This is a genomic window from Arthrobacter sp. Soil736 (assembly GCF_001428005.1).
GTDB lineage: Bacteria > Actinomycetota > Actinomycetes > Actinomycetales > Micrococcaceae > Arthrobacter.
In genome coordinates this window covers 1-12,909 of the sequence record NZ_LMSB01000047.1, presented here as the reverse complement: position 1 = coordinate 12,909, position 12,909 = coordinate 1, and the positions used below count along the sequence as shown (strand labels likewise).

The window sequence follows — 12,909 nt, the reverse complement described above, 5'->3', positions numbered from 1 at the left end:
ACGATGACTTTTCTCAGGGCGGTCTCGAGAACGGTGAGTTCCTGATCGTTGAGCCGCTCTACGAACAGTTTCGACACACCCTGAAGGTGGACTGGCATAGTTTCGGTCAATCGGGCTACACCGGCCTCGGTCAGGGCGACAATCACGCCGCGCCCGTCCCCGGCGGCGTTCGCCCGGCGTACCAGGCCCTCATCGACCAACCTCGCGACGCGGCGGGTCAACCCCGAGCGCGAAAGGAGCGTGCGGGCGGCGAGCTCCGTCATCCTCAGCTCGCCGCCCGCGCCGGCCAGCTGAGCCAACACGTCGAAGTCGGCCAAGCGCAGGCCCGTGTCCTCCCTAAGATCGGTGTCCAGCTGGCGCATGAGCGTAGCGTGCGCCTGCAGCAAAGCACGCCACGCCAACTCCCCGCGCCGACCCGGCAGCGACTCCCCGACAAGCCGGCCGAAAAGAGCGCTTACATCACCCGGTGAGGAATTTTCCTGCATACCCACCRGTTAACTCCATAGGTATTTGCAATCGCAAGTACATCGGAGCGGTGAGGAGGACCGTCTCATGAGTGAAGTCCAGCCCCTCAACAGCACACTCAGCCGTGAATTCTCGRCCCCGGCGGAGGAGGCGCGTGTGGTGCGAGCCGCCGCCGCGCTGGAAGCGAACGGGTTCACGGTCTTCCGCGCCGCGGACAKCGCCGAARCGAAACRCATCGTCCTGGATCTCATCCCCGCGGGGTCGGAGGTGCATCACGGCGCGTCGCAGTCCCTGGAGGCCTCCGGTATAGCCGTAGAGATAGCGAGGTCCGGTCGGTACGAGCCGCTCCGGCCACGGGTCCTCGGCATGGACCGTGTGACGCAGGCCGACGAGATCCGCCGCCTAACCGCCTCGCCCGACGTCATGCTCGGCAGTGTCCACGCCGTCACCGAGACCGGGTCACTGGTCACCGCGTCCGCGAGTGGCARCCAACTCGGCCCCTACGCCTCCGGYGCCGGGAAGGTGATCCTCGTGGTTGGGACGCAGAAGATCGTGCCCGACCTCGAGGAAGCACTCCGGCGCATCGACGAATACGCCTTCCTGCTCGAGGACGCGCGCGCTCAGGCCGCGTACGGCGTGCACAGCGGCGTGAACAAAGTTCTCATCATCAATCGCGAGTGGACACCCGACCGCATCTCCGTCGTCCTCTGCGATGAGGCACTGGGGTTCTAGCCATGCCTGAATCGACGCTGGGTATCGGGATCATCGGAGTCAGCCCCGCCCGGGGCTGGGCMGCCACCGCCCACATCCCGGCCCTRCGCGCGCTGCCGAACTACGAGATCCGGGCACTCAGCGCGCACAGCGCCGAAACCGCCCGGGCAGCAGGCGAAGCGTTCRGGGTAAGTGCGGTGTTCTCCGACCACGAGCAACTGCTGRCCCAACCAGACATCGACGTGGTCGCTGTGACCGTCAAGGTCCCGCACCATCGAGAGCTCGTCTCCGCCGCCATTGCCGCCGGCAAGGCCGWCTACTGCGAGTGGCCACTTGGCCGCGACGTCGACGACGCGCGAGCGATGGCCGCACTCGCCGCCGGACACGGAGCGCGTACGGCCGTCGGGTTGCAGGCCCGCCAGGCCCCCGCGATCGGGTTCGTCCAAGAGCTGCTCAGCGACGGATACGTCGGCGAGGTCCTGTCAACGACCATGGTGGGGCTGTCAGTCCCGGGCAACGTCGTTGTCCGGCCCAACGCCTACATGCTCGACAAGACAAACGGGGCCAACGTGCTCACGATCGCAGTCGGGCACAGCCTGGACACCCTCAACTACGTACTGGGTGAATTCGCCGATTTGTCGGCCGTGTCGGATCTTCGCAGGCCGCTCATCACCATTGATGAGACCGGGGAGCAGATCGTCAAGACGGCGGCCGACCAAATCGCCGTGATCGGAACCCTGAGGTCGGGAGCGACCGCCAGTGTCCACGTCCGTGAGGCCGTGGCMGGCGGCACCGGGTTCCTGTGGGAAATCAACGGAACCGACGGAACGCTCCGGATCACAGCTGACGCCGCGTACCCCGAAATCTACCCATTGACCGTCTGGGGAGCGCACGGGCGGAACGAGCCTGCCCAACTGGCCGTCCCGGCTGCTCTGAGGCARAGATGGCCCGCTCTCGCCAGCCTGGAAGGAACGCCCGCCGAAAACGTCGGGCGTGCCTACGCGGCGTTCGCGGCAGACATCGACAACGGGACTCACACCGTGCCGGACTTCGCCGACGCCGTCGCACGCCACGAGNAGCCTGCCCAACTGGCCGTCCCGGCTGCTCTGAGGCAGAGATGGCCCGCTCTCGCCAGCCTGGAAGGAACGCCCGCCGAAAACGTCGGGCGTGCCTACGCGGCGTTCGCGGCAGACATCGACAACGGGACTCACACCGTGCCGGACTTCGCCGACGCCGTCGCACGCCACGAGMYCATTGCCGCCATCGAGAGGTCCGCGGCATCAGGCGAACGCGTGAAAGCAGCGACTCGTTTCGCCGAGCCGAACCCAATTATGACGAATATTCATGAAAGGAGTCGACCATGAGACTCAACCACATCCCTCTCCGCCTGTCCACAGGAGCATTCATCCTGAATGCCGGCTGGGGCAAACGCAACCTGGAAAAAGACAGCGCGGCCGGGATTCAGGCCATGGCAGCCAGGGTTATTCCGCCGGTCAGTAGAATCGACGCCGCGAAGTTCGGCAAGATGCTCAGCTACGCGGAAATGACCCTGGGTGCGGCGCTGCTGACCCCCTTCCTGCCCAGCCGCCTGGCCGGGATCGGTCTCGGGATCTTCTCCGGGTCCCTGTTCGCCATGTACCTGAGGACACCCGGCATGACGCTGGAGGACGGCATCCGCCCCAGCCCGCAGGGAACCGGCCTGGCAAAGGACATCTGGATGCTCGGCATCGCCGCGGCCCTCGTGCTGGACCGCAAGCCCAAGCCCGGAGATGCAACCCGGCGAATCAGAGCAATCAAATAGCATTCGCCAGTTTCGAATACGCCGGGTCACCAGCAAGCGCTCGGAAGGGGCTAGTCGGCGGGGTCGCGGGGACCTTGACCGGCCTGGCGCGACGTTCAGCGGGCGGGACTGGAAATACTCCGAAGCAAGGTTGCCAAGGAATTGAACACCTCTGCGACGACATTCTGTCGGCCCCGTTTGGTACGTTGCATTCATCAGCTACGTCTGGGGGTGATTCATATGGCTGAACGCAATAGCTATCACGTGGTAGCCGGTGACGACGGATGGAAGGCCGAGCGGGGAGGGTTACGGCTCCCACTGGATCTCACATGACGCCTGACCGCTGAGATCCGGCTGACCAAGCCACAGAACGCCAACAAATAGGACTCAGACCGATACGTCACCTTCCCGCTTGAACCCGGCGAATCGCATCCGGTGCGAATTCGACGGACTTTGATACCTTTCCCCTCTCGGTGATCCGTTAGGCCCGGGATTTCGTTGATTCCCTGACGCGACCAGCGGTGATCATTTCTTCTCTCGCGGCCGCCGTACCGACGGCATCCTTTGCGGCGCAACGGATGTTCGAACGGCCGGGTCTTAGCATAGGGTGTATGAGGGTTGGTGAGGCCCAGGGACGCTCAGGGCGGAAACTGCAATGACCAGTGACAGGGATCGGGATGCATCAAGGCGTCCGCGGCAGGCCCGGCCACGTGACGCTCTTGGGCGGCCGCTGCCGTACGGAAGCGCTGGCGTCGAGCCGGTCTCGGAGGAGCCGCTGCCGCCGGCGCAGACGTTGGTCTCGGCCCGGAGTCTAGTGGCAGCTGGCCGGCCCTTCGCCGCCCATGAGGTACTCGAGGCCCGCTGGAAAGCTGGGCCGGCCGAAGAACGCAACCTTTGGCAAGGTCTCGCCCAGATCTGCGTCGGGCTCACACACGCCGCCCGGGGGAACAGCGTTGGCGCGCTCCGGCTCTTCGAGCGCGGTGCCGCCCGACTCGAGGAGTACGGTTCCGGCGAAGGGCCGACCTATGGGCTCGACTTGTCCGCCGTTGTGAGTTGCGCACGTGATCGGATGCGCACCGGCCGCTGAGCTGACGACCAGCATCCTCGCGACAGGCGGAGGAGGCACTATTTCCGCGGGACTGCTGAGGGTTGCTTGACCTTAACCTGTCCCAAAAGGGGAACCTTGGGTTCTTGCGGTGATTGCAACACATAGCGGATGGGTGTTGTCATGGCGAGGTATTCAATTTGCGTAAGACCGGATCTTCTGCAGCTGTTTTGGACCGGGATGCAGGCCGGTGATTTCATCACTGACGCCGTTGTGCCGATCAATATGAGCAGGCGGACTGGGCGCCGGGTCCTGGCCGAGGCCGGGGGTGTCAGGCCACGCCGCGGCCGGGATCTGAAGGGCAGGTGCCTGACCTTCGCCCAGCGTGAAGAGATCGCGGTGCTGCGCGCCCAGGGACACTCGCTGCGCCGGATCGGGGTCGTGATCGACCGGTCTGCCTCGACGGTGTCCAAGGAGCTTCGGCGCAATTCGGTGGGCGCCCATTGAACGCCGCTTTGAAGCGTTCGGCGCGTGTCGACGGGGATGTACTGGACATCGACCTTGGCGCCACTATGGCCGTCTCGAATTCCTTGATGGCCTCGGTGACAACGGCGGACTTCGGATCCTGGTTGACTTCCGAGAACAGCCAGACCCGGATGGTTCCGGTCTTTTCGTCCTGGGTGGACGCGGCATCGTTCGAGGTGGGCGGGTGCAGGCGGTCAGAGCCGTCGCAACCAGCGCCACGACCGAAATGCGGCGTTTGCTGCCAAGCGCCGGAGCGGCCCAGTCGTTGGGCGACCGCGGGCAGGGTCGGTTCACTGCCGCATCCGGCTTCAGGGACGTGCCAGCACCGTTCATCAGCAGACTCCTGTCGGCCAGGGCAGACTGCTCGCGGTCTTGCCCGCCCGGTATGCCCAGCGCTGGACTCATGGAATAATCCGAAGCAGTGGTCCTAACCGGATCGAACCAACTCTCCAAGGGGGTCGCATTGCCACCCACAGACCCGGGCGGGGCGAACGCCGCCGCCCTGCCCATCAGCAACAGCCAGGTGCCCAAGCATGAGCAACTGCGCGCGATCATCCTCAACCTGGCCAAGTCGGAATTCGGACCCGGCGCCCGCCTTCCCAGTGAGCGCGCCCTGATGGACGCGTATGGCGTCAGCCGCATCACTGTCCGCGCTGCAATAGGCCGCCTCGTCACCGAGGGACACCTCGTGCGCGTCCCCGCCAAGGGCACCTTCGTCAGCGACTCCGCCGTCCAGTCAACCCTCCACCTCGCCTCCTTCACTCAGGAGATGGAGGGGCAGGGCCACACACCCAGTACCGTGGTGCTCACGGCAGAGAGCACGACCGCCCCGGCGGACACCGCAGCTGCGCTCGGTCTGGCACCGGGCACCGACGCAATCCACCTGCGCCGCCTTCGTCTCGCTGACGGCCGCCCGGTCAGCGTCGACGACGCGTGGTACCACCCGCAGCATGCCAGCGGACTGCTCGAAATCGACCTCACCGGGTCCGTATACAAGGCCCTGGCTGCAGAGTTCGGCCACGAGATCGACCGCGCCCGTCAGACAGTACGGGCTGAGGGCGCTCCGGCGGACGTGGGCGTACTTCTCGGCACAGGCACCGGCGCACCGGTCCTGTTCTTTGACCGCACCTCCTACTCGGGCGATCTCGCCATCGAGCACTCACGGTCCTGGTACCGCTCCGACCGTTACTCCCTAAGCATGGAAGTGCGCCTGTAGGGACGGCTCCTACAGGCGCACTCTTTTGTCTCCTGCAGGTCTAAAGCGTCCCCTGGTTTACGGCACCGAGAACAATTCAGCGCCAGCCTCCACTTCGCCGGAAGCGATCGGAGTCGCAGTATCCGGTTTGGTGTCAAGCACGACGACCGGGCTCACCAGCGAGTATCCGGCGGCCACGGCAGCAGCAGGGTCCACACGCATAATGGGGGCGCCGGCGCTGACCGTCGCACCTTTCTCTGCCAGCAGCTCGAACCCCACACCCTGAAGCTTTACCGTGTCGATTCCGATATGGGTCAGCACGCCCCGGCCCCCGGCGTCGACAACGACAAACGCATGCGGGAGCAGTTTGATGATCTTGCCGGCGACCGGCGAGACAACCTCGAACGCCTGCCCCGCCGGCGGCTCGACAGCAGCACCGGAACCGACCATCTGGGCCGAGAACACCGGATCGGGCACTTCGCCGATGGGAACCGTGGTACCGGCGATGGGGGCGCGGACGATGAGCGTCTGCGGCATCAGAGGAGATCCTCGATGTCCTCTGCGAGCGTGTCCGCCTCCGGGCCGACAATGACCTGGACTGCCGTGCCCGCGGTGAGCACACCGTGGGCCCCTGCGGCCTTAAGTGTGGCCTCACTGACGAGGGAGCCGTCCTTGACTTCGGTGCGCAGGCGCGTGATGCACGCCTCGATCTCGACGATGTTGCCGGCTCCGCCGAGCCCTTCGATGATTTTTTCTGCCTTCGACATGCCATGCCTTCCTGACTGTGCCGCCGTCTTCGGGGGCACTTTTTGGATCTGTGGGCCGGTGGCCCCTGTGTGACCAGTGTGTGGTGAGCCGCGCCGGGTCACCACTTGACAGCTCCCGTGGGACACATCACACTGAACTGGTCATAACCAGACAGTACCGGTTAAGGCCAGCACTCGACAAGCCCCCAACACGATTCGCAGAGGTGCACTCATGCCAACGTCTGATTCCACTGCTCCAGCGCTGGAGAAGAAGCCCAACGCTGTCTTCTCGACCCTCCAGCGGCTCGGCCGAACCCTCATGCTCCCCATCGCGGTCCTGCCGGCCGCGGGCATCCTTCTGCGCCTCGGCCAAGGGGACCTGCTCGGCGCGATCCCCGGCTTCGAAGGCGGCGCCGCGGTCATCTCGGCCGCAGGCAACGCCGTCTTCACGTGGCTGCCGCTCATCTTCGCCGTTGGCATTGCAATCGGCTGGGCCAAAAAGGCTGACGGGTCCACGGCCCTCGCCGCCGTCGTGGGTTACATGGTGATCGACGGGGTATTCAAGGCGCTGTCCCCGCTGGTCCTTGCCGGTCAGGTGGATCCGGCCGGCAAGCCCGCCGTCATCAACTACGGCGTACTCGCCGGCATCATCGTGGGTCTCTTCTCGGCTTCGCTGTGGCAGAGGTTTTACCGCACAAAGCTGCCGGATTTCCTCGGGTTCTTCAGCGGTCGCCGCCTCGTGCCAATTCTGACCTCCGTTACGAGCCTGGTGGCTGGCGTCGCCATGGCCTTGATCTACCCGCTGTTCAATATGGCGCTCTCATGGGTTGGCCAGGCCGTTGCCGCGAATGCGGTGGTGGGCGGCGGCGTGTACGGGTTCGCGAACCGCATGCTCATCCCGGCCGGACTGCACCATATCCTCAACTCCGTGGTCTGGTTCCTCATCGGCGATTACACCGATGCCTCCGGCCACTTGGTCCGGGGTGACCTCCACCGCTTCTTCGCCGGAGACCCGACCGCTGGCGTGTTCATGACCGGATTCTTCCCGATCATGATGTTCGGCCTGCCGGCAGCTGCCCTGGCCATCTGGCGCCACGCTAAACCGTCACAGAAGAAGATCGTGGGGGGCATCATGCTCTCCACCGCACTCACGGCGTTCCTTACCGGCATCACGGAGCCGCTGGAGTACTCGTTCATGTTTGTTGCATTCCCGCTCTACGTGGTTCACGCCGTCCTGACCGGCACCTCGCTCGCCCTCGTGAACTTCCTCGGGATACACGACGGCTTCACGTTCTCCGCTGGACTTATCGACTTCATCCTGAACTTCGGCAAGGCCCAGAACGCATGGCTGCTTATCCCGATCGGGCTGGGCTACGCGCTCGTGTACTACTTCCTGTTCTCCTTCGTCATCAAGCGCTGGAACTTGCGCACCCCCGGCCGGGAGGACGACGAGGTCACGGTCGAGACCGAGCCCGCGAAGTAGCCCTGCCCTCCACCGCCCGACCCCACACGAAGAGACCAAGGAAGAACACGCCACATGGAGATCATCATCCTGCCTGACGCCGATGCCGTGGCCAGCACCACGGCGGACATCATCGAGGAACAGGTCCGCAGCGGACGATCCGTTTTGGGCCTCGCGACGGGCTCGACGCCCCTCGGCACGTACCGTGAGCTCATCGAGCGGCACAGCCGCGACGGGCTGAGCTTCGCAGACGCCCAGGCATTTCTCCTCGACGAGTATGTGGGCCTGCCGGCTAGCCACCCGGAGTCCTATCATTCGGTGATCCGGCGCGAGTTCACGGACAGCGTCGATTTCACCGTCGGCACGGTGCACGGCCTCGACGGCGAAGCGGAGAACCCGGCTGCGGAGGCCGGCCGGTACGATGCAAGCATCGCCGCCGCGGGCGGAGTGGACGTGCAGATCCTGGGCATCGGCACTGACGGGCATATCGGCTTCAACGAGCCGATGTCCTCCCTCTCTTCCCGGACCCGCATCAAGACCCTCACCGAGCAGACCCGCCGAGACAACGCGCGCTTCTTCGCGAGCCAGAACGAGGTTCCCGAGCACGTCCTGACCCAGGGCCTCGGGACGATCCGGGAGGCGCGGCACCTGCTGCTTCTCGGGTTGGGCGAAGCGAAGGCCGCTGCTGTCGCGGCGGCCATCGAAGGCCCGATCGCCGCCGCCTGCCCCGCCTCTGTACTCCAACTCCACCCACACGTGACCATCCTCCTGGACGCGCCAGCCGCTTCCAAGCTCGCTCACACCGAGTACTACCAGTACACGCTCGGACGGAAACCGGCGTGGCAGCGCTTCTGAGCGGGTCGGCCACCGCAGCCGGGCATATGACGCCGGACCTTGAATTCGCGGTCGAGAACACAGCGGGGCTGCGCATCGCCGCAGCCCTGCGCGCCACAAGAGTCGAACTCTGCGCCGCCCTCGGGGAGACGGGAGGTATCACACCAAGCCCAGGGATCATGCAGAAAGCGTGCGAGTCGGGGCTGTCGGTGCACATCCTCGTACGGCCACGACCCGGCGGGTTCACCTACTCGCCGGACGAACTCGACGTCATCGAACGGGACGTAGTGGCGGCGCTGCGGGCGGGGGCGGCCGGGATCGTGGTTGGCGCCTTGGCGCCCGACGGCGCACCCGACACCGACGCTCTCCACCGGTTGTCCGCGGTCGTGCACGCCCAGAAACCGGACGCCGAGGTCACATTCCATAGGGCGTTTGACGCCGCTCTGGCCGCCGGCACGAACCCCGCCGAAATGCTGGAGCAGCTCGCGCGTTCCGGCATAAACCGGGTGCTGACGAGCGGCGGACGGCCCGATTGCACACAGGGACTCCCTATGCTCACACAGCTCGTGGAACTGGCAAAGGAGCACGCGCCGTCGGTGCAAATCATGGCCGGCGGCGGCGTAACCCTGGAACTCGTTCCCCGGCTCGTTGAAGCGGGTGTGCACGCTGTGCACACTTCGGGACGACGGCCCGGCGCAGGCGCCCCTGCATCCGGCGTCGGACCGGGCTCCATGGACGCTGGCCTCGCCGCTGACATTGCCGCGGCACTGCGGAATTGACAGGCCACAGATCTTCGACCGCGGGAAAGACGACGGATCGCGGCAATGGACGACACCCTTGCAGGACGCACCGCCAACGGGAGCGACGCAGCGATCACACCCGCAAATGAGCCGGTGGGGCCTTGTCCGGTCTTGCAGCGAGAGGCCTCGCAGTCGGACGACGGAGGATCGAATGTCTATCCGGCCATGGAATACTGCCTTGCCGCCACCGTTCTCCTGGACACGCCTGCCGCCTCACTTCTGGAACCCGGCGACAACAACCGCCAGGTCCATGAAAACAAACCCGCCAACCAGACAGCGAAAGCAGGAACACCGTGATCATTGCCGCCACAGCAATCCTCACTCCCCGCGGCAAGCTCGACCCGGGTTGGATCGAAATCTCCGGGCGGACGATCACCTCCCTCGGGAGCGGCCGGCCGCCCCGGCCGGCCGACCACACCTTCTACGGCACACTCGTTCCGGGATTCGTCGATGCCCACATACACGGCGGCGGCGGGGCATCCTTCAACGACCCCGACCCGGACGCCGCAGACCGGATCGCAGCCACCCATCTGAGGCATGGAACAACGACCATGATGGCCAGCCTGGTCACCGCACCGCTGGACGAACTGACCCGGGCTCTCCGCGCCCTGACGGCCAAAGTCCGCGACGGGATTATCGCCGGAATCCACCTGGAAGGTCCCTGGCTCAGCCACGATTACCGGGGCGCACACGATCCCGCCCTGCTGCAGGCACCTCAGCTGCGGGACATCGAGACACTCCTCCAGGCCGGGGAAGGAGCAGTCCGCATGGTCACCATCGCCCCCGAACTACCCCACGCCCTCGAAGCCATCCGGATGATCACCGGCCACGGGGCGGTCGCAGCCATCGGACACACCGGGGCCAGCTACGACCAGACGCGGGCCGCACTCGATGCAGGCGCAAGCGCCGGAACCCACCTGTTCAACGCCATGCGCCCACTGCACCACCGCGAGCCAGGCCCGGCCACCGCCCTTCTCGAAGATTCCAACGTCTTCGCCGAAGTCATCGCAGACGGCGTCCACCTACACCCGGCCATCCTCCGCCTCGCGTTCAACAGCCCAGCCAAGACAGTCCTGGTCACCGACGCCATGGCAGCCGCCTGCGCCGCCAACGGCCGGTACAGACTCGGCAAACTCGACGTCAACGTCCATGACGGACAGGCCCGCCTGGCCCAGGACGGAAGCATCGCCGGCAGCACGCTGACACTCCACGCAGCCCTCCGCTATGCCGTTCACACCGCAGACATCCCCCTTTCCCACGCGGTCCGCGCGCTCACCGAACACCCGGCAGCCATGCTCGGCCTCTCCGACATCGGAACACTGACCCCTTCCAAGCGGGCTGACCTCGTCGCCCTCGGGCCCGCACTGGACATCCAAGCCGTCATGCAGGCCGGCACCTGGACGACCAGCCCGCCATGAAATTGAGTTGAACCATCCCGCTGGAACCGAGACGCACCAGCCGGAAAGACCCCAGATTCGGGTCCTTTCGTGCGGCGCCGGGCACAGCCCCTGCGGACCGCTGCCGCGGGCACGAAGTCCGGATGTATCCACCAGCGGCCCCCAAGCATACGAACCGAGCCTCCTAAGTCTTCCGCCGAACTCCATCCTCACCCAAGACAAAACCGGAGCCACGGCACGCAGCAGCCACCCGACAACGGAGCGCTGAAGAGGAATCTTTCCGCCGACCGCGGCGTCAATAGATTCCGTCCGGCGGCTGAGCTCCAATTTTGTGCCACAGGCTGAGGCAAAACATCAGCGCACACCTGAAGAACAGGCCACTGCCGACAGGCGTGATTGCGTCAACCTGAGTCCGTCATGTCCGCATTTGAGGCAATACGCCGGCTGGTTCCTACTGCGGAATGTAACAGCGTTTGTGAAACAGCTTTCGTAACTCGGTCCATATGGATCAGCCCGGACGTGGCGGCCAGGATTCTCCGGAAATTGCACAGGGTTGGCCAAGGATTCCGTCAAGGACCTTATATCCGGGCCTCACTCCTGTGACCATCATCTGAAGGCGTCAACGTTTGTCCACGGTTATGGGGGTGTCCCCTGAGAAGCACACGAATTATGCACCCGGGAGGATCGCGTAGGCCGCGGCCAGCCAAAGTCTCGATAATCATCGCCGGCATCATTGTGGTGCTGGCGATCATCATCGTCGCCTTTTATGGCGGGCCGGGTGGAGCCTTGGTATTCCTGGCGGCCGCGACGGCACTGGCAGGTCTCTACATTCTGGCAACGGGGCAGCGGCCCTGGGCACGGATGCTCCACGGCCGCAAGCTCGGGGCCGTCATGCTCGTGGCTTCCCTAGTGCTTTTCATCGCCGGCACGCTCAGCCTCGCAAGAACGGATGTGGCCGACCCTTCAGCCGCGTCACACGGGAACCAGGGCTTCAATCCTGCGGACGATGGGCCCGTCGCCTGCAGCCCGGAATGTCAGCTTCATGCAACCCGCCCAATAGGCACCGACGGGCCCTATCCCGTTCTCTCCGTCACTGACGGAGACACGATCAGAGTAAGCGTTGATGGAAGGTCGACCCGCATCCGCCTCATCGGCATCGACACTCCGGAGGTGACAGATCCCCGCAAACCAGTCCAGTGCTTCGGACGCGAAGCATCCCGGCGCGCCCATGAGCTGATGGACGGCACGCAGGTTTGGCTGGAATACGACCCCAGCCAAGGACGACGCGACCGTTACGGCAGGACACTCGCGTACGTCTGGCTAAATGAGAACATGCTCGTCAACCAGCAAATGGTGAGCGAAGGATTCGCGCACGAATACACCTACGACGACTCTTACAAGTATCGGGACACCTTCCGTCACGCGGAACAGGCAGCCCAAACTGCCGAACTTGGACTATGGAACCCGGCCACATGCGCAGGCAGCACCCAGACCCAGACAAGTTAGCCTCCTTGGGTACCGGGCGCCTGGAAGCTAGATCAGACGTGGGCACGGTTACTGCTTTCCGTATTTGCGGTGGACGGCCTGTTTGCTGACACCGAGACACAGTGCGATCGCCTCCCAGGACAGGCCTGCCTGCCGGGCTTTGCGGACCAGGGACGCTTCGGTGCGGCCGACTTCCTTCTGCAGTTCCGCCACTGCATACAGCGCCTCGGCTGGATCTTTCCCGTCCATCGATGACACTAGCGTTTTCATCCGCTCCACCTCCATGCGTCAACTTTGGTTGACGTCGAGTCCTGCCGTCAACACAAGTTGACGATGCATGCGCGTGCGCCGCCGCACCCGTCCCCACCTCGAGGTCATCGCGATCGATCCCGACGCGCCGGCGCCGGGGACAGTTTGTTCCCCCCTGATAGCTTTTATTCCCTGACGCTGACCCATGAAGGTTC

General features: G+C 65.0%; 15 protein-coding genes. 11 read left to right on the top strand and 4 right to left on the bottom strand.

Features of this window, described 5'->3' with window-relative positions; genetic code table 11:
• Positions 1-362 (bottom strand): MarR family winged helix-turn-helix transcriptional regulator (locus ASG92_RS23005; protein WP_162256353.1); only part of this gene is annotated, 362 nt, incomplete at its 3' end.
• Positions 363-552: 190 nt separating this feature from the next.
• On the opposite strand from ASG92_RS23005, the gene ASG92_RS23000 reads away from it, so the two are divergent.
• From ASG92_RS23000 to ASG92_RS22975, 5 genes are all read left to right on the top strand, one after another.
• Complete coding sequence (locus ASG92_RS23000; RefSeq protein ID WP_056633973.1) at positions 553-1,197, top strand: LUD domain-containing protein; 645 nt, start codon at positions 553-555, stop codon at positions 1,195-1,197.
• A 1,339-nt stretch (positions 1,198-2,536) separates the two neighbouring features.
• A complete protein-coding gene (locus ASG92_RS22990) occupies positions 2,537-2,977 on the top strand; it encodes a hypothetical protein (protein WP_056633967.1) in 441 nt (146 codons plus the stop codon).
• A gap of 634 nt (positions 2,978-3,611) precedes the next feature.
• Complete coding sequence (locus ASG92_RS27745; RefSeq protein WP_082579676.1) at positions 3,612-4,043, top strand: DUF309 domain-containing protein; 432 nt, start codon at positions 3,612-3,614, stop codon at positions 4,041-4,043.
• 243 nt (positions 4,044-4,286) lie between these two features.
• Complete coding sequence (locus ASG92_RS22980) at positions 4,287-4,508, top strand: helix-turn-helix domain-containing protein (protein WP_200952063.1); 222 nt, start codon at positions 4,287-4,289, stop codon at positions 4,506-4,508.
• 481 nt (positions 4,509-4,989) lie between these two features.
• Positions 4,990-5,742: a GntR family transcriptional regulator gene (locus tag ASG92_RS22975; protein WP_082579678.1), complete on the top strand. Its 753-nt coding sequence runs from the start codon at positions 4,990-4,992 to the stop codon at positions 5,740-5,742.
• Positions 5,743-5,799: 57 nt separating this feature from the next.
• Here the strand turns inward: ASG92_RS22975 and ASG92_RS22970 are convergent, their stop codons facing one another.
• Positions 5,800-6,258 carry a PTS glucose transporter subunit IIA gene (locus ASG92_RS22970; protein ID WP_056633959.1) on the bottom strand — a complete coding sequence of 153 codons (459 nt, stop codon included), beginning with the start codon at positions 6,256-6,258 and terminating at the stop codon, positions 5,800-5,802.
• Positions 6,258-6,527 carry a PTS glucose/sucrose transporter subunit IIB gene (locus tag ASG92_RS22965; RefSeq protein ID WP_277310461.1) on the bottom strand — a complete coding sequence of 90 codons (270 nt, stop codon included), beginning with the start codon at positions 6,525-6,527 and terminating at the stop codon, positions 6,258-6,260. Before ASG92_RS22965 ends, ASG92_RS22970 begins: the two co-directional genes overlap by 1 nt.
• A gap of 172 nt (positions 6,528-6,699) precedes the next feature.
• Here ASG92_RS22965 and ASG92_RS22960 point away from each other — a divergent pair, with 172 nt between their 5' ends.
• From ASG92_RS22960 to ASG92_RS22935, 6 genes are all read left to right on the top strand, one after another.
• The gene (locus tag ASG92_RS22960) at positions 6,700-7,950 is read left to right on the top strand and encodes a PTS transporter subunit EIIC (protein WP_056633953.1); all 1,251 of its coding nucleotides are present in this window, start codon (positions 6,700-6,702) and stop codon (positions 7,948-7,950) included.
• A gap of 54 nt (positions 7,951-8,004) precedes the next feature.
• Complete coding sequence (gene nagB, locus ASG92_RS22955; protein ID WP_056633949.1) at positions 8,005-8,784, top strand: glucosamine-6-phosphate deaminase; 780 nt, start codon at positions 8,005-8,007, stop codon at positions 8,782-8,784.
• On the top strand, positions 8,769-9,542 hold the full coding sequence (locus ASG92_RS22950; protein WP_240987268.1) for a copper homeostasis protein CutC: 774 nt from the start codon (positions 8,769-8,771) through the stop codon (positions 9,540-9,542). Before nagB ends, ASG92_RS22950 begins: the two co-directional genes overlap by 16 nt.
• 45 nt (positions 9,543-9,587) lie before the next feature.
• Positions 9,588-9,860 (top strand): hypothetical protein, encoded by a 273-nt coding sequence (locus tag ASG92_RS22945; RefSeq protein ID WP_056633946.1) that lies wholly within the window; start codon positions 9,588-9,590, stop codon positions 9,858-9,860.
• A complete protein-coding gene (nagA, locus tag ASG92_RS22940; protein WP_056633943.1) occupies positions 9,857-10,981 on the top strand; it encodes an N-acetylglucosamine-6-phosphate deacetylase in 1,125 nt (374 codons plus the stop codon). Before ASG92_RS22945 ends, nagA begins: the two co-directional genes overlap by 4 nt.
• Positions 10,982-11,629: 648 nt before the next feature.
• Entirely contained in the window at positions 11,630-12,466 is an 837-nt protein-coding gene (locus ASG92_RS22935) for a thermonuclease family protein (protein WP_056633940.1), read from the top strand.
• A 48-nt stretch (positions 12,467-12,514) separates the two neighbouring features.
• Here ASG92_RS22935 and ASG92_RS22930 read toward each other — a convergent pair whose 3' ends face one another.
• Positions 12,515-12,730, bottom strand: a complete 216-nt coding sequence (locus tag ASG92_RS22930) for a hypothetical protein (protein WP_056633937.1) — start codon at positions 12,728-12,730, stop codon at positions 12,515-12,517.
• Positions 12,731-12,909 lie beyond the last annotated feature (179 nt).

What these genes read in the sequence shown, in the direction of transcription:
- ASG92_RS22970 (WP_056633959.1), bottom strand. Translation starts at nt 6,258, where the DNA reads ATGCCGCAGACGCTCATCGTCCGCGCCCCCATCGCCGGTACCACGGTT.
- nagB (WP_056633949.1), top strand. Translation starts at nt 8,005, where the DNA reads ATGGAGATCATCATCCTGCCTGACGCCGATGCCGTGGCCAGCACCACG.
- ASG92_RS27745 (WP_082579676.1), top strand. Translation starts at nt 3,612, where the DNA reads ATGACCAGTGACAGGGATCGGGATGCATCAAGGCGTCCGCGGCAGGCC.
- ASG92_RS22945 (WP_056633946.1), top strand. Translation starts at nt 9,588, where the DNA reads ATGGACGACACCCTTGCAGGACGCACCGCCAACGGGAGCGACGCAGCG.
- ASG92_RS22960 (WP_056633953.1), top strand. Translation starts at nt 6,700, where the DNA reads ATGCCAACGTCTGATTCCACTGCTCCAGCGCTGGAGAAGAAGCCCAAC.
- ASG92_RS22930 (WP_056633937.1), bottom strand. Translation starts at nt 12,730, where the DNA reads ATGGAGGTGGAGCGGATGAAAACGCTAGTGTCATCGATGGACGGGAAA.
- ASG92_RS22935 (WP_056633940.1), top strand. Translation starts at nt 11,630, where the DNA reads ATGCACCCGGGAGGATCGCGTAGGCCGCGGCCAGCCAAAGTCTCGATA.
- ASG92_RS22990 (WP_056633967.1), top strand. Translation starts at nt 2,537, where the DNA reads ATGAGACTCAACCACATCCCTCTCCGCCTGTCCACAGGAGCATTCATC.
- ASG92_RS22980 (WP_200952063.1), top strand. Translation starts at nt 4,287, where the DNA reads ATGAGCAGGCGGACTGGGCGCCGGGTCCTGGCCGAGGCCGGGGGTGTC.